Genomic DNA, 16,173 nt, shown 5'->3' with positions numbered 1-16,173 from the left:
ATCCGGGATCTGGATAGTTTCGCTGGCCGGGCCGGGTGGCCCGGCCGTTTTTTTTGTGCGATCCGCGGCGCCGACTCGCTTCAACCCCGGCTGAATCCAGCTCTATGCCGGTTGCGCGCTGCCCTCGTTGCAAGAGCGGCGCAGGCGTTCGGTCAGGAAGTCGATCAGAAGCTCGACGCGCGCGGGCCGCACGGTGCCCGGCGGGGTGAGCAGGTGGAGCGCGGCCGATCCGCGCGACCAGTCGTCGAGCACCGTTTCCAGCGTGCCGTTCTCCAGATCTCGCGAAACCATCGCCCAGGGCAGATAGGCCAGGCCCAGCCCGGCTCGGAGCGCGGGCAGCATCGCATCGCCATTGTCGGCGCGCAGCGGGCCTTCGATCCGCACCGCCGCCTCCTCGCCGCCCGCGCGGCGGAAGCGCCACACGTCGGGCATCGCGGTGTTGGTATAGGCGAAGCAGGCGTGGTTCGCGAGGTCCGCGGGATGGCGCGGCCGGCCGCGCGCGGCGAAATAAGCGGGCGATCCGACGATATGCCCGGTCACCGGCCCCAGCCGCCGTGCGCGCAGCGAGCTGTCCGGCAGCTCGGCGATGCGCAGCGAGATGTCGAACCCCTCGTCGACGATATCGACGAAGGCGTCGGACAGGCTCAGGTCGATCCGCACGCCCGGATGCGCCGCCATGAACTCGGCGAGCAGCGGGGCCACGAGCAGGATGCCGAAGGTCATCGGCGCGGCGACGCGGACCAGGCCGGAAGGCGCGCTGGCGGCATCGCGCGCCGCCTCCTCGGCCGCCTCGCCCTCGGCCAGGATGCGCCGGGCGCGATCGGCCAGCTCCTGCCCGCTGGCGGTGAGCGTCAGCCGGCGCGAGGTGCGGTGGAACAGCGTGGTGCCCAGCCGCGCCTCCAGCCGCGCCACCGCCTTGGACACGGTGGCCTTGGAAACGCCCAGCACCGCCGCCGCGCCGCTGAAGCTGCGCTGCTCGACCACCGCGGCGAAGATAGCCCAAGCCTCGAAATCGGGAAGTTTCATGTCTGGATGGCTATCACACGAAACGATCGGTTTCCAACGTTTCCATTTACGCGATCTTGGGGCACCCTATCTTGGCGGCAACCAATCGGGAGTTTCCTCCAATGATCGACCGCCGACCCTTTGAGACGCTGGGCCACGAAAACCATGGCTGGCTCAACGCGCGTCATCACTTCAGCTTCGCCAACTATCACGATCCGGCCCGGATGGGCTGGGGCGCGCTGCGCGTGTGGAACGATGACGAGATCGCGCCGAACAGCGGCTTCCCGCCGCATCCGCACCGCGACATGGAAATCATCACCTATGTCCGCAAGGGCGCGATCACCCATCAGGATTCGATGGGCAACACCGGCCGCACCGCCGCCGGCGATGTGCAGGTGATGAGCGCCGGATCGGGCGTCCGCCATGCCGAGTATAACCTGGAGCCGGAATCGACCACGCTCTTCCAGATCTGGATCCTGCCGCGCCAGGCGGGCGGGCTGCCGAGCTGGGGCACCAAGCCCTTTCCCAAGGGGGACCGTTCGGGCCGTTTCGTCACGCTGGCTTCGGGCTTTTCCGAGGATGGCGACGCGCTGCCGATCCGCGCCGACGCCCGGGTGCTGGGCGCGACGCTGAAGGCCGGCGAGAGCGTGGAGCATAGCGTGGGCGAAGGGCGGCACGCCTATCTCGTCCCCGCGGCCGGCACCGTTACCGTCGACGGCGAGCGGATCGAGACCCGCGACGGCGTCGGCCTGGCGGGCGGCCGGACCTACACCATCGCCGCGATCGACGAGGCGGAGATCGTCCTAGTCGATTCGCAATAAACCCATCCCCCTCCCGCTCCGGCGGGAGGGGCCGGGGGAGGGCCTGTCATTCTCCCCCTCCATGGACAGACCCTCCCCCTTAGTCTCCCCGCGCCTGCGGGAACGCATCAGAAAGGACCCGACCTATGCCCAAGATCCTGGTTCTCTACTATTCCTCCTACGGCCATCTCGCGAAGATGGCCGACGCCGTGGCCGAAGGCGCGCGCGAGGCGGGTGCCGAGGTGGACGTGCGCCGCGTGGCCGAGACCGCCCCGTTCGAGGTGGCGAAGGCCGCCGGCTTCGTGGCGGACGGCAGCCATCTCCAGCTCGACGATCCCAATGAGCTTGCCAATTATGACGGCATCGTCGTCGGCGCGCCCACGCGCTTCGGCCGGATGCCGAGCCAGATGGCGGCCTTCTGGGACAAGGCGGGCGGCGTCTGGTTCCAGGGCAAGCTGATCGGCAAGGTCGGCGCGGCCTTCACCTCCACCGCCACCCAGCACGGCGGGCAGGAGACGACGCTGTTCTCGATCCTCACCAACCTGCTGCACTTCGGCATGACGATCGTCGGGCTGGACTATGGCTTCGCCGATCAGAATGGCGTGGACGAGGTGAAGGGCGGCGCGCCCTATGGCGCCACCACCATCGCCAACAACGACGGCAGCCGTCAGCCGAGCGGCACCGAACTGGCAGGCGCCCGCCACCTGGGCGCCCGCGTGGCGCGGACGGCGGCGAAGCTGGCGGCCTGAGCCGGACGGCCTCTAGTCCAGCCTGGCGGCGTGCCAGGCGGCGCTGGAGGCGACGCGCGCGAACAGCGGGGACGGCGGTGCCGGGCTATCCGGTGCCGCCGCCTCGCTATTCCGCGCGGCCGGGCGGGCAGCGGGGCGCGGGGCAGGGCCGGTGGCCACGAGCGCGGCTCCGCCGGGCCTGGCCGCCGCCATCGCCCGTGCGCGCTGGAACGTCAGGCGCGCGCCGGCCGTGGCGCCGCCCGCGCCATCCCCCGGCGGGCCGATCCAGCGCCAGTGCCAGGGTTCCCACTCCACCCCCTGCGCGTTCCCTTCGGGAAAGGACATCTCGAACCCGAACACGGCGCCGTTGCGGGCCAGCCAGCGCCCGGCGGGCGTCTGCGCGAAACAGGGCTGCACATCGGGGCAGGTTACCGCGCGCTGGGTGAAGTCCACCGCGAAGCCGGTCGAATGTTCGCTGTGTCCCGGCGGGGCGACGGTGCGGGCCGCGCGCACCACATCGGCGCAATGCCGGCCGCCCGCCGCGCGGCAGAATAGCTGGCGCTGATGGGCGTGCGAACGGAAGCAGGAGAGCAGGCGGATCTCCACGCCGTCCGCACGCGCGCTGGCCAGCATCCGGCTCAGCGCCTCGCGCACCTCGCCATGCACCATGCAGCCGCCGCGCACGCTGCCCGGGGCGGGCACCAGCTCCGATCTCGGCGCTTCGGGATAGGGGAGGTGCCCCAGGAAGGCGACCGCCTCCGCGCCCGGCCGGTCGCCACCGTCGCTGGCACGCGCGGCAACCGGGCCGATCGCGGCCAGCACGAACAATATGCACAGGATCGCGCGCACCGCCTGCCTCGCCGTTCCGTGGTCGCCCACAAATGTCACGCTTGCGAATCGACGTAAAGAGTCAGGGGGCGGCTTCCTGGCGGAATGTTCATTTCACGGCCAGAAACATTTCGCTATCCCGGCGATCCAATAGTGGTGGGGAGACCGGTTATGTCTGGATTTCGCAAGGTTCGTGTCGCGATTGCCGCGGGGATGATGCTGGGCATGGTGCCCGCGCTGGGCGTGCCGATGGCCGCGCATGCGCAGGGATTTCGCGACAGCGCCAACGGCCGCAACGTCGACCAGGTGGATTATGGCAGGGGCAGCTTCGAGCAGACCGGCGGCGACCAGTGGGTCGAGCGTGACGGTTCGGGGCGGATCAACTTCCGTTTCCGCGAAACCGGGCGCGACGACTGGTCGGTCTATCTGTTCGACGAGGGCCGCGGCGTGCGCATCCAGCTCGACCTGCACCGGCGCAAGGTGGTCTACACCGCCCGCAATGCCCGCCCCGTGGATCTCTATGACATCCGTTCGGCCCGCAGTGACGGCGGCTGGCGCGGCGATGGCCGGGGCGACGGGCGTGGTGACGGGCGCGGCGGCGGCGGCTGGGGCGGCCGCGGCGTGACCTTCAACATCGAAGCCGGCCCGATCTGGAACCAGCAGGGCGCCGAACAGCGCTGCCGCACCATCGCGGACCAGACGCGCGGCGAATGGACCGGCAACTGGCACACCACGACGCAGGGCCGCATGTCGGTGTGCGAGATCCGCTTCCGCTGACCCGCCAAGGCCCCCGGGGCTGGCGCGCCGGGGGCCAAGCTGGCAAGGGCAGGCGATGCTTGAGGATCGCGTGCTCTTCATCGACGGCGAGGCGATCGTGATCGACAAGCCCGCGGGCCTGCCGGTCGATCGCCCGCGCGATCGTTCGCCCGCGGTCGAAACGATGCTGGGCGATCTGACCTTCGGCTTTCAACGGCTGCCGGTGGCGGTCCACCGGCTGGATCGCGATACCAGCGGCTGCCTGTTGCTGGCGCGCAATCCCAAGGCGCTCAAGCGCTTCGCCCAGTCGTTCGAGGCGGGGGCGGTATCCAAGAAATATCTGGCGGTGCTGGATGGCGTGCCCGAGGGCGCCAGCGGCACGATCGAGCTGGCGCTGGCCAAGGTCTCCAGCGCGGCCACCGGCTGGCGGATGCACGGCGATCCGCGCGGCAAGCCCGCGCTCACCCGCTGGAAGCTGATCGATTCGGGCGGCGGCCGCGCGCTGGTCGCCTTCTATCCGGAAACGGGGCGCACGCATCAGATCCGCGTCCACGCGGCCGAAGGGCTGGGCATCCCGATCATGGGCGATCCGGTCTATGGCGCGGGCGGGCCGCACATGATGCTCCATGCCGCCGCGCTCACCGTGCCGCGCGGCGCCAAGCCGGAAATCCGTGCCACGGCCCCGCTGCCCGGCCATTTCGCCGCGACGGGATTCGGCGATGGTTGAGCTGCCCGAGGAAGCGATCGTGGAGGAGAAGTTCCTCGCCGCCACCGGCCCCGGCGGGCAGAATGTCAACAAGGTGGCGACCGCGGTGCAGCTTCGCGTCGACGTGTTCAAGCTGGGGCTGGCGCCGCACGTCTATGCCCGGCTGAAGGAGATCGCGGGAAGCAAGCTCACCGCTTCCGGCCAGCTCCTCGTCACCGCGCGTTCGCACCGCACCCAGGAGGCGAACCGCGCCGAGGCGCGCGAGCGGCTGATCGCGGTGCTGGAGAAGGCGCATGAACGCCAGGCCAAGCGGATCAGGACCAAGCCCAGCAAATCGGCCAAGGCCCGCCGCGTCGACGCCAAGAAGGGGCGGAGCGCGGTGAAGGCGGGACGGGGCAAGGTGGTGGTGGACTGATTCCGCGTCCGCATTCCCGCGCCGCCTGGGGAAAGCCCCTCCCGCTCGCCGGTGATCGCGCCTACATCGGCGGCCATGTACGCCTTCACCATCGATGCCGCCGGAAAGCCGGCGCTTTATCGCGATCTGCTCTCCGCGCTCGACGCGCTCACCGCGGACGAGGACGATGCCGTCGCCAACATGGCCAACGCATCGGCGCTGCTGATGCAGTATCTGCCGGGGCTGAACTGGGCGGGTTTCTATCGCAACGTCGATGGCGCGCTGGTGCTGGGGCCGTTCCAGGGCAAGGCGGCGTGCATTCGCATCCCGTTCGGCAACGGCGTGTGCGGCGCGGCGGCGGCGAGCGGGGAGACGCAGGTGGTGGAGGACGTCCACGCCTTCCCCGGCCACATCGCCTGCGATGCCGACAGCCGGTCCGAGCTGGTGGTGCCGATCATCCATGACGGGCGGCTGATCGGGGTGCTGGACCTCGACAGCCCGGAGCCCGCGCGCTTCGACGCCGCGGACGCGGCGGGATGCGAGGCGCTGATGCGGCTGCTCGCCCCGCGCATCTGTCTCCCCTGACCCGTAGCGGGACAGCGTCCCGCAGACTCGCCGCTGCCGCGAATCGCAAGGATTCCTTAAGGATAGACTCGGGCTGCGGCATCTTGCCGCGCCGGGTTGCCGGGAGTGTGTTGCGGTGAAGCGGATCCTGTGGAGGGCTGCCCTGATGGCGCCGGCGCTGATCGCGGTGGGGGCCGCGGACGCGCAGGTATGGACGCCTGGGCCGGGCTCGAACCAGCCGATCCCCGCGCCGCCGGGCGGCTGGAACGCCGGCCAGCAGCTTCCGCAGACCCGGATGCCCGCGCCGCCGGTGGCGATGCGCGGGGGCGGCCAGCACGGCGGAAACCATGGCGGCCGATGGGGCGGCTCCATCGGCGGACGCTGGTATGGCGGGGTTCAGGCGCCGGGCGGCTGGGGCGCCTATCGCCGGCCCTCGCGCGGCTGGACGCTGCCCGGATATTGGATGACGTCCAACTTCCGCATCCCGGACTATTATTCCTTCGGCCTTTCCGCGCCCGCGGCCGGGATGTTCTGGGTCCGCTATTACGACGATGCGGTGCTGGTCGACGCGCGCGGGCGCGTGATGGACTGGAGCGGCGGGATCGCCTGGGGCGATGCGGGCGCGTGGGACGGCGGCTGGGGCGGCGGCGCGGTGGCGGGCGCCTGGTCCAATTCCGAAAGCTATTCGAACGTGACGGTTGGGGGGAACGGCATCGCGACCGTGGACCCCAATGGTTACTATGCGGCGCCCCCGGGGGGGTATGCACCGCCGGTGGCGCCCCCGCCGCCGGCGGTGCAGATACAGCCCGCGCCGGCATGCCCCGCGGCATGCCCGCCGCAGGGCTGGCAGGGCCAGGGCGGCTATTACGGCCAGGGCTATTACGGCCAGTATGGCCAGAGCTATTATGGCGCGGGCGGCTATTATGGCGGCGGATATTATTACTCCGCGCCGGTCACCACGGTGGTGATCCAGTCGGCCCCGGTGATCACTACCACGACCGTGATCGAGGAGGTGATCGAGGACAGCTATGTCACCGAGACCTATGTCACCCAGCCGGTGAAGCGCGTGCTGCGCAAGGCGCGGCCGGTGAAGCGGGTGAAGCGCTGCCGCTGCTGAGGGGGGTGGGTGCCCGAGCCTTGGCCCTGGGGTATTTTCTCCCCCGTTCGCCCTGAGCCCGTCGAAGGGCTCTTTCCACAGGCGATGCGCTTCGTGACAACGCCCTTCGACAAGCTCAGCGCGAACGGACCATATTCCGCGTGCGCCGTTGGCAACCCGGCCGCTGCTCTGGAGGGCAAGCCGCGAGGCGGGATATTCCCGGCTACCGCCCGCCGAAGGTGACCAAGCTTTCCGATCCGTCCGCCGCCAGCGCGGAGACGCCGACGAAATAATCGTCGACGATCACGCCCTTCAGCACCGCATCGGTGCCGGTCACGTCGCGCGAGGCGGTCCAGTCCTGCGCGTCGGCGCGGCGCCAGCGGATGCGGTATCCGGCCGCGCCCGGCACGGCATCCCATTTGACGTTGGTATCGGTGCCCAGCGCGCCGCCGATCGTCACCTTCGCGGGCGCGGGCGGCGCCTTGGCCAGGCGGCGGATGGTGGCGATGTTGATCGCGGTCACCTTCGCCAGATAGTCGAAATCCATCCGGTCGGGCGTGTCGCCATAGGATTTGCCGCCCTCGGTCCGCAGGTCCTGGTGCTGCGCGTCCCAATTCTCGACCGCTACGGTGAAGCGCACCGCCGGATAGCCGAGTTCGAGGAAGGGCAGGTGATCGCCGCCGCGCTGGAACCGGTCCGGCCGGCGGTCGAGGAACACGTCGAGCCCGCCGGGGATGGTGCCCGCGATGCCGTCGATCGCCTTGGCCAGCGCGCGGCTGGGGCCGTCGTCCTCGCCGCCGGTCATGCGGCGTTCCTTCTGCTGCTCGATCGATTCGGAGACGCGGATGCCCTCCGAAAAGACGCGCACGCGATCCGCGACGCGGCCGCCGTCCTGGCCGATCGTGTTGCCGACGATATCGTTGTTGAGCACCGCGACGACGTTCCAGTTCATCGCCTTTGCGGTGTCCGCCAGCAGCTTGCCGCCCCACAGCCCCTGTTCCTCGCCGGAAAGCAGCGCGTAGACGATGGTGGCGTCGAGATTCTCCTTCGAAAGGATGCGCGCGGCCTCCAGCACCAGCGCGGAGCCCGAGGCGTTGTCGTTGGCGCCCGGCGCGTCGGCGGTGGCGTTCATCACATCGGTGACGCGGCTGTCGATATGGCCCATCACGATCACGACGCGCTTGGGGTCCCTGCCGTGCTGGAAGCCGAGCACGTCGACCACCTCCACCCCGTTCGGCGCGCGCGGGCCGCTGAAGGTGCCGGCGATGTTCGCCACCTCGATGCAGCCGCAGGCGTCGCCCAGCCGCGCCAGCTCGGTTGCGGCCCAGCGCCGGGCGGCGCCGATCCCGCGCGTTTCGCTCTCGGTGTCCGACAGCGTGTGGCGCGTGCCGAATCCGGCGAGCTTCTCCACGCTGGCCTTCAGCCGGGCGGGGTCGGGCGCCTCCTGCGCGGCGGCGGGCAGGGCGGCGAGCAGGGCGAGCGGAGCAAGCAGGATACGCATGGCGATGAGCGTGGCGCGGGGCGGGGCGGGGGTCAATCGCCTCCGGCGCTTGCGGGGCCGCGTGGCTGGCGTAGAGCGGGTGGCGGAGCCTGCAGCTTCCGGGGGAATGCGTGTGATTCGAATCGTCATCGCGATCGCGGCGGGCCTGATCGTTGGCCCCGCGCCCGGGCAGGCCCAGACCGTACCCGCACCGCCCGCACCGCCCGCGCCGGAGCAGGCGGCGGCGTCGGTCTGCCGCCCCAGGTTCCTGGTGGACGGCAAGCCGTTGGAGGCGGGCACGGGGTTCGTGGTCCTGCCGGGTGCGGCCGGGGCCAAGCCGTTGCTGGTCACTGCCATCCACCTGTTCGGCCCGTCCGGCGGGCTGGCGGCCGAGGTTCCCTGGGCGCAGATGGCGTTGCGGGCGCGGCTGGACCTGTGCGTGCCGCAGAGCGGCGGGAGGGTGCCCTGGCACGGCGGCGCGGCGCTGGTCGTGCCGGGCGCACGGCCGATGGGGACGCTGCCCTATCGGGACATGGCCGCGTTCGTGATCGATTCCGGAGCGCCCGCGCTCACGCTGGCGCCTGCGCCGCCGCGCGCCGGGGAAAAGGTGTGGCTGATCGCGCCGCTGGCCGGACGGCCGGACGGGCCGCTGCTGCATCGCGCGACGGTGGCCTATGCGGGAATCGAGGCGCTGCAATATGTGTTCGACGATCCCCGGCTGCCGCTCCGCGCGACGAGCGGCGGGCCGGTGGTCAACGCGGCGGGGCAGGTGGTGGGCGTCCACCTGGGCGGCGGGATCGACAAGGGCGAGCTGATCGGCATGGCGACCGGCCTGCAGGTGCTGACGAACGCGCTGCGCGACGCGCGGTGAGGCGGCTCAGCTCAGCCGGTCGATCGCGTCGGTGCCGAGCGAGCCGGGGACGATCATCAGCGGCACGCTGAGCGATCCCGCGTCGGCGGCGAAATGGGTGACGAGCGGGCCGGGCGATCCGCCCGCCGACGCGCCCAGCACCAGTGCGGCGATCGCCGGATTGGCGGCCAGCATCTCGCGGATAACCCGCGGACCGTCTCCGTCGCGCACGGTGATCGAGGGCGTGATTCCCGATTCGGCGAGCAGCGTGCCTGCCGCGCGCGTCACCAGCGCCTCGGCCCGTTGCCGCGCCTCTTCCTCGATCGCGGCCATCACCCCGCCCCACTGGACGAACTCCGGCTGGGGGACCAGCGTGAGTATCTCCACCGTGCCCCCGGTCTTCACCGCGCGCCGCGCCGCGAACCGCAGCGCGATCTCGGCTTCCGGGCTTTCGTCGATAACCACCAGATAGGTGCGCATGCCTGCCTCTCCGCCCGGCAGAGGGTGACGCGGCTTTGCAACTTGTGCAAGACCATGACTTGACCCTGCGCAAAGCGGCGGCAAAGGAGGGGCCGACGCTTCCCCGGGGTTCAGCCAAACATGTCGATCGAGATCAAGATGCCTGCGCTCTCTCCCACCATGGAGGAAGGGACGCTCGCCAAATGGCTTGTGAAGGAAGGTGACACGGTCCGCTCCGGCGATCTGATGGCGGAGATCGAGACCGACAAGGCGACGATGGAGTTCGAGGCGGTCGACGAGGGCACCGTCGCGAAAATCCTGGTGCCCGAGGGCAGCGAGGGCGTGAAGGTGGGCACCGTGATCCTGGTGCTGGCGGGCGAGGGCGAGGATGTCTCCGCCGCCGCTTCGGCCCCGGCCACCGCGACTCCGGCTCCTGCCGCCGCCGTGGCGGCTTCGGCGGCTCCCGCCGCGGTGCCCGTTGCCGCTCCGGCCCCCGCCGCGCCCGCCGCCGCTTCGGGCGACCGGGTGAAGGCGAGCCCGCTCGCGCGCCGCATCGCCGCGCAGAAGGGCGTGGACCTGGCCTCGTTGAATGGCTCCGGCCCGAACGGACGGATCGTCAAGGCCGATGTGGAAGGGGCCAAGGCCGGCGCTGCCGCCCCGGCGGCCCAGCCCGCCGCGGCTCCGGCACCGGCTCCGGCCGCCGCGCCGGCCGAGCACAAGGCCGTGTGGTTCGACGACACGATCCCGCACGAGGCCGAGAAGCTCTCCAACATCCGCAAGACGATCGCGCGCCGCCTGACCGAATCGAAGCAGACGGTGCCGCACATCTATCTGACGGTGGACATGCGCCTCGACGCACTGCTGAAGCTGCGCGGGGACCTGAACAAGTCGCTCGAGCCGCGCGGCGTGAAGCTGTCGGTCAACGATCTGCTGATCAAGGCGCTGGGCGTGGCGCTGATCCAGGCGCCCAAGTGCAACGTCACCTACACCGGCGACCAGCTCATCAAGTACGGCCGTGCGGACGTGTCGGTGGCGGTCTCCACGCCCACCGGCCTGATCACCCCGATCATCCGCGATGCCGCCAGCAAGAGCGTTTCCGCCATCGCCACCGAGATGAAGGAACTCGCCGGCCGCGCCCGCGACGGCAAGCTGCAGCCGCACGAATATCAGGGCGGCACGGCCAGCCTGTCCAACATGGGCATGTACGGCATCAAGCAGTTCGACGCGGTCATCAATCCGCCACAGGGAATGATCATGGCGATCGGCGCGGGCGAGAAGCGCCCCTATGTCGTCGACGACGCGCTGGCCGTGGCCACCGTGATGAGCGCCACCGGCAGCTTCGACCACCGCGCGATCGACGGCGCGGACGGGGCGGAGATGATGAAGATCTTCAAGGAGCTGGTCGAGGCTCCGCTGGGCATGATCGCCTGAAGGGGAAGGCGCGATGCGCGTCCTGATCGAGGTGTTGCACATCGTCATCGGGCTGTGCGCCGCGATATTGATCGGGGCGCTGGCTTCCTGGTCCTATCCGCTGGCGGCCGACGATATCTGGCTGGTCACCTATGTCGCGTTGGCGGCCGTGGCGGTGATGGGCATCGGCCCGCTGCGCCGCGCCTATGCCGCCGATCGCGCGAAGCTGGATGCGGAGGCCGGCGGCAAGGATGGCTGACACGCCCCCCGATCGCGCGCCGACGATCCGCGTCGTCGCGATGCCCGCCGACGCGAATCCCTATGGCGACATCTTCGGCGGCTGGCTGATGAGCCAGATGGACCTGGCCGCCGGATCGGTCGCGTCGCGCCATTCGCACGGCCGCGCGGTGACCATCGCGGTGGAGGCGATGCAGTTCCACCTGCCCGTGGCGGTGGGAGATGAGGTTTCGGTGTTCGCGGAGCTGGTCCGCACGGGAAGGACCTCGATGACGATCGAGGTCGAGGCGTGGCGCCGCCACCGCCATGAGGAACAGATGCACAAGGTAACCGAGGCCCGTTTCACCTTCGTCGCGATCGACACCGATCGCATGCCGCGCCCCGTGGCGCCGATGGCGGGCGGAGCGGCATGAGCGATTATCCCGCGCTGCTGTTCCTTGTCCTCCAGGCGGTGGTCACCGCGTTGATCGCCGCCGCGCCGTTGCTGGTGGTGACGGTCGGCTGGGGCCTGTTCGCCTCGGCCAGCGAAATGCTGCTGGCCGCAATCGCGCTCGCCGCCTTCGCGCTCGCCAGCTTCCTGCTGTTCGGGCTGCTCGAGGGGGAATGGGCCGCGGCGGCCTTCGGCCCATTGGCGGGCGTGCGAAGCATTATCGTCGGCGCTGCGGGCGTCGCCATCGGCATGGGCTGGCACAGCCTGGGCTCGTCCGAAGGGCGGGCGCGGCTGTTTGCCCAGCCATGGAATATCGCGGCGACGCTGCTCGCCGGCGCCTTCTGGGGGGCGATCTGGCTCCTGGCGGGCTGGACCCTCCAAACTCTCGGGATGTTGCGTGATGGCTGATACCTACGATCTCATCGTCCTCGGCTCCGGCCCCGGCGGCTATGTCGCCGCGATCCGCGGCGCCCAGCTCGGGCTCAAGACCGCGATCGTCGAACGCGAGCTGCTTGGCGGCATCTGCCTCAACTGGGGGTGCATCCCCACCAAGGCGCTGCTGCGATCGGCCGAGATCTTCCATTATATGCAGCACGCCAAGGACTATGGCCTGGCGGCGGAGAAGATCAGCGCCGACCTGGAGGCGGTGGTGAAGCGCTCGCGCGGCGTGGCGTCCCAGCTCAACAAGGGCGTCACCGGGCTGATGAAGAAGAACAAGATCGCGGTCCACATGGGCACCGGCGTGCTGACCGGGAAGGGCAAGCTGACCGTCACCGACGCCGAGGGCAAGAAGACCGAGCTGGCCGCGAAGAACATCATCGTGGCGACCGGCGCCCGCGCCCGCGAGCTGCCCTTCGCCAAGGCCGACGGCAAGCGCATCTGGACCTATCGCACCGCGATGACCCCGCCGGAGATGCCCACGAAGCTGCTGGTTATCGGATCGGGCGCGATCGGCATCGAGTTCGCCTCCTTCTACAACGACATGGGTGCCGATGTGACGGTGGTCGAGATGCTCGATCGCGTCGTGCCGGTGGAGGACAAGGACATCTCCGCGCATCTGGAGAAGGCGCTGAAGAAACAGGGCATGACGATCCTGACCAGCACCGGCGTGGACAAGCTGGAGGTGACGCCCGCCGGCGTGAAGGCCGCGATCAAGGGCAAGGACGGCAAGGTCAGCGAGGCCGAGTTCAGCCACGTCATCGTCGCGATCGGCATCGTCCCCAACACCGAGAATATCGGGCTGGAGGCGCTGGGCGTGAAGACCGAGCGCGGCCATATCGTGACCGACGGCGCGTGCCGCACCAATGTGGACGGGCTCTATGCGATCGGCGACGTCACCCAGCCGCCCTGGCTGGCGCACAAGGCGAGCCACGAGGGCGTGATCGCGGCCGAGGCGATCGCGGGCAAGCATCCGCACGCGATGGACCCGCGCAACATCCCCGGCTGCACCTATTGCCGCCCCCAGATCGCCAGCGTCGGGCTGACCGAGGCCAAGGCGAAGGAGGCGGGGTATGAGGTGAAGGTCGGCACCTTCCCCTTCATCGGCAACGGCAAGGCGATCGCGCTGGGCGAGGCGGACGGATTCATCAAGACCGTGTTCGACGCCAAGACCGGCGAGCTGCTGGGCGCACACATGATCGGCGCCGAGGTGACCGAGATGATCCAGGGCTATACCATCGGCAAGACCGGCGAGCTGACCGAGGCGGAGCTGATGGAAACGGTGTTCCCGCATCCCACGATCAGCGAGGCGATGCACGAAAGCGTGCTTGCAGCCTATGGCCGGGTGCTGCACATCTGAGCGTGAGGGTTCTTCTAGGGTAGGGGAGAGGCAATATGCGTATCGGATGGATCGGCGCTGCCGCGGTGGCGATTGCGGCGATGGCGCCGGGTGTGGCTCAGGCGCAGGATGGCACGCGCACGGTGGGCGAATGGAAGCTGACCACACCGGCAGCCTGAAGTGCATGGCCACCACGACCACGGGCAGCCAGACCTTCATCATGTATACGGACGCGGACGGCAACAGCGGCGTCCAGCTCCTGTCGCCCGAGGCGCAGGCCCAGACGCTGGGCGAGGACGGCACGCTCGACACCGCGCTGGACGGTGGCGATCCGATCGATTTCATGATCACGATCGAGAATTACGGCGGCAAGAAGGTGTTCGATATCCCGATCTCGCTCGACATCATGGTGATGGACCTGACCGAGGGCTTCACCATCGACGCGAGCTGGAAGGGATACGACGTCTTCTCGATGGACCTGCGCCGCGCGGGCACCGAGGAAGTGTTCCGCGAGATGATCGCCTGCGAAGACGGGATGAAGGGCGACAGCGAGGACGACGGCTGAGGCCGGAACCGCCCCGGCCCGATCCGGCCGGGGCATGTTCCTTGCGGCCGTGGCGCGGGCTGGACAGGCTGGCTCGGGCGCTCCACCATCCGCCTCCTGACAGGAGGGGATGATGCCGATCGATATCTTGTGGCCCGTGTTCGCGCTCGTCGCGTGGATCTTCGTGGTCTGGTTCTGGATGTATGTCGCACGATTCTCGCTGATCCGGCGCCAGCCGCCGACCGCGGAGGATTTCGCCAGCGGTGCCAACGCGCTGCGCTATTTTGAGCCGGTCGAGATGCCGGCCAACAACCTGCGCAACCTGTTCGAGATGCCGGTGCTGTTCCTGGCGCTGGTGCCGCTGCTGATGATCACGCACCAGGCGGGGCATGTGCAGGTGGCGCTTGCCTGGGCCTTTGTCGGGCTGCGTGTGGTTCACAGCTATGTTCAGATCGTGGTGAAGCGGATTCCGCTGCGCTTCATGGTCTATCTGGCTTCGTGCGCGGTGCTTGCGGCGATGTGGATCGGCTTCTTCGCCGATCTTGCCATGGCGCGCTGATCCGGCCTGCCCCGGAATACGAAAGGGGCGCGCTCCCGGCCGGGAACGCGCCCCTTTTGCGTATCTCCTCCCCGGAGGGGCTTCAGGCGGCCTGTTCGTTCGCCGCTCCGAAGGGCGAAGCCGCCGGCGCGACCACCGGGCGGGGCGCCGCCGAGGTGTCGACCGTGCTCATATGCTTCAGGCGCCCGTCGATGTGGCCGCCGTTCTCGATCGTGATATTCTCATATTCCACGTCGCCGGTGATCTTGGCGCTGCGCTCCACGGTCAGCGTCTTGACGCGCACGGTGCCCTCGATCGCGCCGGCCAGCCGGGCCACCTCGGCGGTGACGCTGCCGAAGATCTGGCTTTCCGAACCCTGCGCCAGCGTGCCGCAGTTCACGTCGCCCTCGACACGGCCGTCGATATGCAGGTCCGCGGTGGCGGTGACGTTGCCGGTGACGATCACGTCCGGCCCGAGGACCGAGAACATGCCGCGCTTGGCGGACGAGGACTGCTGCGGCGGGGCGGGGGGCACCATCGGCCCACTATCGCGACCACGACTATTGCTACCGAAAACTGCCATACTGCCCACTCCCCGATTGTGAGTCCCCACTAGCACAGCATTGTGCCGCCAGCAGCTGTGAAAACTGTCCGGCCCGTTCCATAGAGGGATTGTCGTTTGCCGCGCCCGAACGAGGACGTAGCAGCGCGATCCGGCCTCCCGCCAGCATTGCTGCGTACGCGAAACAAGTTACCGCTTCACTCCCGGCCGCTCCGAGTACGGAGAGGATCGCGATGCACTGCACCATAGCTGCGACGAGGCGTTTTCCGCCCGCCGCGAAAAGCCCCGGAATCGCCGCCAGCGCGGCCGGAAGAATGGCCCAGAGGCTGAGTCCCGGCAATGTGGCGCAGGCAATCAGCGCGGCCCCAAGCGCGGAGTCGGCGGGATCGGCGCGCGGCAGCGTGCTCAGCCGGGCCAGGTGGTGCGCGATCAGCCCGGCGCCGGCCACCGCCGGCAGCACGCCCAGCTCGGGCATGTGCAGGGCACCGGAGATCAGCGCGAATCCGGGCGCGGCCGGCGCGGCCATGCCCCATCCCAGCGCAAGCGTGGCGGCCAGTACCGCCGCGGCGGCGATCAGCGGTCGCTGGCCGCGCACGATGCGCAGCGCGGATGACAGGCGCGTGCGCGGCAGGGCGATCGTCGCCAGGCTGGTTTGCCATGCGGGCATGGCGCATGGCCTAGCGGCCAGAGGTTGCCACTCCCTTGACGCGCGGCCATTGACCGGTTGCCGCACCGCCGCTATAGGCGCCCGCGTTCCGCCGAGGGGCCGCTTGCCGGCCGATCACCTTGCGCGGGGCAGAGCTGAACGTTGCTGGAGACGTTGACGGCCCGGGGGGTCCGCAAGACCGCCGGGGCCTTTTCGCATTCCGCGTGAGGCGAATCCAGCAAAGTAACCGCCGGTTTTCCGGTAACAAAAGGTGAAGGGCTTCATGCCGACGATCAACCAGTTGGTCCGCAAGGGCCGCGAGCCGCAGAAGGCCAAGAGCAAGGTCCCTGCGATGGAGCAGAA

Annotated in this window: 22 protein-coding genes and 1 pseudogene; 17 read left to right on the top strand and 6 right to left on the bottom strand. The window is 69.6% G+C overall.

Annotation, left to right across the window (positions count from 1 at the left end):
* Window positions 1-102 precede the first annotated feature (102 nt).
* Window positions 103-1,026, bottom strand: coding sequence for a LysR family transcriptional regulator (locus OM513_RS09885; protein WP_264944016.1), 924 nt, complete (start codon window positions 1,024-1,026; stop codon window positions 103-105).
* A gap of 101 nt (window positions 1,027-1,127) precedes the next feature.
* On the opposite strand from OM513_RS09885, the gene OM513_RS09880 reads away from it, so the two are divergent.
* Both OM513_RS09880 and wrbA read left to right on the top strand, forming a co-directional pair.
* A complete protein-coding gene (locus OM513_RS09880) occupies window positions 1,128-1,826 on the top strand; it encodes a pirin family protein (RefSeq protein WP_264944015.1) in 699 nt (232 codons plus the stop codon).
* A gap of 125 nt (window positions 1,827-1,951) precedes the next feature.
* Entirely contained in the window at window positions 1,952-2,554 is a 603-nt protein-coding gene (wrbA, locus tag OM513_RS09875; protein ID WP_264944014.1) for an NAD(P)H:quinone oxidoreductase, read from the top strand.
* A gap of 12 nt (window positions 2,555-2,566) precedes the next feature.
* On the opposite strand, the gene OM513_RS09870 is transcribed toward wrbA, so the two are convergent.
* Complete coding sequence (locus tag OM513_RS09870; protein WP_264944013.1) at window positions 2,567-3,421, bottom strand: M15 family metallopeptidase; 855 nt, start codon at window positions 3,419-3,421, stop codon at window positions 2,567-2,569.
* A 111-nt stretch (window positions 3,422-3,532) separates the two neighbouring features.
* On the opposite strand from OM513_RS09870, the gene OM513_RS09865 reads away from it, so the two are divergent.
* The 5 genes from OM513_RS09865 (at window position 3,533) to OM513_RS09845 (ending at window position 6,898) form a co-directional block, all read left to right on the top strand.
* Window positions 3,533-4,138 (top strand): mannan-binding lectin, encoded by a 606-nt coding sequence (locus OM513_RS09865; protein ID WP_264944012.1) that lies wholly within the window; start codon window positions 3,533-3,535, stop codon window positions 4,136-4,138.
* Window positions 4,139-4,193: 55 nt separating this feature from the next.
* Window positions 4,194-4,844: an RluA family pseudouridine synthase gene (locus OM513_RS09860; RefSeq protein ID WP_264944011.1), complete on the top strand. Its 651-nt coding sequence runs from the start codon at window positions 4,194-4,196 to the stop codon at window positions 4,842-4,844.
* Window positions 4,837-5,238 carry an alternative ribosome rescue aminoacyl-tRNA hydrolase ArfB gene (gene arfB / locus OM513_RS09855; RefSeq protein WP_264944010.1) on the top strand — a complete coding sequence of 134 codons (402 nt, stop codon included), beginning with the start codon at window positions 4,837-4,839 and terminating at the stop codon, window positions 5,236-5,238. Before OM513_RS09860 ends, arfB begins: the two co-directional genes overlap by 8 nt.
* A gap of 75 nt (window positions 5,239-5,313) precedes the next feature.
* Window positions 5,314-5,802 (top strand): GAF domain-containing protein, encoded by a 489-nt coding sequence (locus OM513_RS09850; protein WP_264944379.1) that lies wholly within the window; start codon window positions 5,314-5,316, stop codon window positions 5,800-5,802.
* Between the two features lie 115 nt (window positions 5,803-5,917).
* Window positions 5,918-6,898 (top strand): RcnB family protein, encoded by a 981-nt coding sequence (locus OM513_RS09845; RefSeq protein ID WP_264944009.1) that lies wholly within the window; start codon window positions 5,918-5,920, stop codon window positions 6,896-6,898.
* Window positions 6,899-7,100: 202 nt separating this feature from the next.
* Here the strand turns inward: OM513_RS09845 and OM513_RS09840 are convergent, their stop codons facing one another.
* Window positions 7,101-8,378, bottom strand: coding sequence for a M28 family metallopeptidase (locus tag OM513_RS09840; RefSeq protein WP_264944008.1), 1,278 nt, complete (start codon window positions 8,376-8,378; stop codon window positions 7,101-7,103).
* Between the two features lie 106 nt (window positions 8,379-8,484).
* Here OM513_RS09840 and OM513_RS09835 point away from each other — a divergent pair, with 106 nt between their 5' ends.
* Window positions 8,485-9,228, top strand: a complete 744-nt coding sequence (locus OM513_RS09835) for a serine protease (protein ID WP_264944007.1) — start codon at window positions 8,485-8,487, stop codon at window positions 9,226-9,228.
* A gap of 6 nt (window positions 9,229-9,234) precedes the next feature.
* Here the strand turns inward: OM513_RS09835 and OM513_RS09830 are convergent, their stop codons facing one another.
* Complete coding sequence (locus OM513_RS09830) at window positions 9,235-9,687, bottom strand: universal stress protein (protein ID WP_264944006.1); 453 nt, start codon at window positions 9,685-9,687, stop codon at window positions 9,235-9,237.
* 120 nt (window positions 9,688-9,807) lie between these two features.
* On the opposite strand from OM513_RS09830, the gene OM513_RS09825 reads away from it, so the two are divergent.
* The 8 genes from OM513_RS09825 (at window position 9,808) to OM513_RS09790 (ending at window position 14,623) form a co-directional block, all read left to right on the top strand.
* Entirely contained in the window at window positions 9,808-11,097 is a 1,290-nt protein-coding gene (locus OM513_RS09825) for a pyruvate dehydrogenase complex dihydrolipoamide acetyltransferase (protein WP_264944005.1), read from the top strand.
* Between the two features lie 13 nt (window positions 11,098-11,110).
* A complete protein-coding gene (locus OM513_RS09820; protein WP_264944004.1) occupies window positions 11,111-11,335 on the top strand; it encodes a hypothetical protein in 225 nt (74 codons plus the stop codon).
* Complete coding sequence (locus OM513_RS09815; RefSeq protein ID WP_264944003.1) at window positions 11,328-11,726, top strand: acyl-CoA thioesterase; 399 nt, start codon at window positions 11,328-11,330, stop codon at window positions 11,724-11,726. Before OM513_RS09820 ends, OM513_RS09815 begins: the two co-directional genes overlap by 8 nt.
* Window positions 11,723-12,151 carry a hypothetical protein gene (locus tag OM513_RS09810; RefSeq protein ID WP_264944002.1) on the top strand — a complete coding sequence of 143 codons (429 nt, stop codon included), beginning with the start codon at window positions 11,723-11,725 and terminating at the stop codon, window positions 12,149-12,151. The genes OM513_RS09815 and OM513_RS09810 overlap by 4 nt, the downstream gene beginning before the upstream one ends.
* Window positions 12,144-13,541, top strand: a complete 1,398-nt coding sequence (gene lpdA, locus OM513_RS09805) for a dihydrolipoyl dehydrogenase (protein ID WP_264944001.1) — start codon at window positions 12,144-12,146, stop codon at window positions 13,539-13,541. The genes OM513_RS09810 and lpdA overlap by 8 nt, the downstream gene beginning before the upstream one ends.
* A 35-nt stretch (window positions 13,542-13,576) precedes the next feature.
* On the top strand, window positions 13,577-13,699 hold the full coding sequence (locus tag OM513_RS09800) for a hypothetical protein (protein WP_264944000.1): 123 nt from the start codon (window positions 13,577-13,579) through the stop codon (window positions 13,697-13,699).
* Window positions 13,672-14,085: a hypothetical protein gene (locus OM513_RS09795; protein ID WP_264943999.1), complete on the top strand. Its 414-nt coding sequence runs from the start codon at window positions 13,672-13,674 to the stop codon at window positions 14,083-14,085. Before OM513_RS09800 ends, OM513_RS09795 begins: the two co-directional genes overlap by 28 nt.
* A 112-nt stretch (window positions 14,086-14,197) precedes the next feature.
* Complete coding sequence (locus OM513_RS09790) at window positions 14,198-14,623, top strand: MAPEG family protein (RefSeq protein ID WP_264943998.1); 426 nt, start codon at window positions 14,198-14,200, stop codon at window positions 14,621-14,623.
* Window positions 14,624-14,705: 82 nt separating this feature from the next.
* Here the strand turns inward: OM513_RS09790 and OM513_RS09785 are convergent, their stop codons facing one another.
* Window positions 14,706-15,140, bottom strand: a complete 435-nt coding sequence (locus OM513_RS09785; protein ID WP_264943997.1) for a bactofilin family protein — start codon at window positions 15,138-15,140, stop codon at window positions 14,706-14,708.
* A 28-nt stretch (window positions 15,141-15,168) separates the two neighbouring features.
* The gene (locus tag OM513_RS09780; protein WP_264943996.1) at window positions 15,169-15,831 is read right to left on the bottom strand and encodes a hypothetical protein; all 663 of its coding nucleotides are present in this window, start codon (window positions 15,829-15,831) and stop codon (window positions 15,169-15,171) included.
* Between the two features lie 262 nt (window positions 15,832-16,093).
* Here OM513_RS09780 and rpsL point away from each other — a divergent pair.
* Window positions 16,094-16,173: pseudogene (gene rpsL / locus OM513_RS20815) on the top strand (30S ribosomal protein S12); the annotation flags it as partial.

This window comes from Sphingomonas canadensis, from assembly GCF_026013525.1.
GTDB classification, from domain to species: Bacteria; Pseudomonadota; Alphaproteobacteria; order Sphingomonadales; family Sphingomonadaceae; genus Sphingomonas; species Sphingomonas canadensis.
Note: the sequence above shows the minus strand (reverse complement) of the source record. Positions and strands in the feature narration are given on the sequence as shown.

Bases quoted from the DNA above. Each gene is read 5' to 3' on its own strand.
- OM513_RS09800 (WP_264944000.1), top strand. From the start codon at position 13,577: ATGCGTATCGGATGGATCGGCGCTGCCGCGGTGGCGATTGCGGCGATG.
- OM513_RS09840 (WP_264944008.1), bottom strand. From the start codon at position 8,378: ATGCGTATCCTGCTTGCTCCGCTCGCCCTGCTCGCCGCCCTGCCCGCC.
- OM513_RS09880 (WP_264944015.1), top strand. From the start codon at position 1,128: ATGATCGACCGCCGACCCTTTGAGACGCTGGGCCACGAAAACCATGGC.
- OM513_RS09860 (WP_264944011.1), top strand. From the start codon at position 4,194: ATGCTTGAGGATCGCGTGCTCTTCATCGACGGCGAGGCGATCGTGATC.
- OM513_RS09815 (WP_264944003.1), top strand. From the start codon at position 11,328: ATGGCTGACACGCCCCCCGATCGCGCGCCGACGATCCGCGTCGTCGCG.
- OM513_RS09835 (WP_264944007.1), top strand. From the start codon at position 8,485: ATGCGTGTGATTCGAATCGTCATCGCGATCGCGGCGGGCCTGATCGTT.
- OM513_RS09785 (WP_264943997.1), bottom strand. From the start codon at position 15,140: ATGGTGCCCCCCGCCCCGCCGCAGCAGTCCTCGTCCGCCAAGCGCGGC.
- OM513_RS09790 (WP_264943998.1), top strand. From the start codon at position 14,198: ATGCCGATCGATATCTTGTGGCCCGTGTTCGCGCTCGTCGCGTGGATC.
- wrbA (WP_264944014.1), top strand. From the start codon at position 1,952: ATGCCCAAGATCCTGGTTCTCTACTATTCCTCCTACGGCCATCTCGCG.
- OM513_RS09825 (WP_264944005.1), top strand. From the start codon at position 9,808: ATGTCGATCGAGATCAAGATGCCTGCGCTCTCTCCCACCATGGAGGAA.
- OM513_RS09885 (WP_264944016.1), bottom strand. From the start codon at position 1,026: ATGAAACTTCCCGATTTCGAGGCTTGGGCTATCTTCGCCGCGGTGGTC.
- OM513_RS09820 (WP_264944004.1), top strand. From the start codon at position 11,111: ATGCGCGTCCTGATCGAGGTGTTGCACATCGTCATCGGGCTGTGCGCC.
- OM513_RS09810 (WP_264944002.1), top strand. From the start codon at position 11,723: ATGAGCGATTATCCCGCGCTGCTGTTCCTTGTCCTCCAGGCGGTGGTC.
- OM513_RS09795 (WP_264943999.1), top strand. From the start codon at position 13,672: ATGGAAGCTGACCACACCGGCAGCCTGAAGTGCATGGCCACCACGACC.
- OM513_RS09830 (WP_264944006.1), bottom strand. From the start codon at position 9,687: ATGCGCACCTATCTGGTGGTTATCGACGAAAGCCCGGAAGCCGAGATC.
- OM513_RS09865 (WP_264944012.1), top strand. From the start codon at position 3,533: ATGTCTGGATTTCGCAAGGTTCGTGTCGCGATTGCCGCGGGGATGATG.
- OM513_RS09850 (WP_264944379.1), top strand. From the start codon at position 5,314: ATGTACGCCTTCACCATCGATGCCGCCGGAAAGCCGGCGCTTTATCGC.
- lpdA (WP_264944001.1), top strand. From the start codon at position 12,144: ATGGCTGATACCTACGATCTCATCGTCCTCGGCTCCGGCCCCGGCGGC.
- OM513_RS09780 (WP_264943996.1), bottom strand. From the start codon at position 15,831: ATGCCCGCATGGCAAACCAGCCTGGCGACGATCGCCCTGCCGCGCACG.
- arfB (WP_264944010.1), top strand. From the start codon at position 4,837: ATGGTTGAGCTGCCCGAGGAAGCGATCGTGGAGGAGAAGTTCCTCGCC.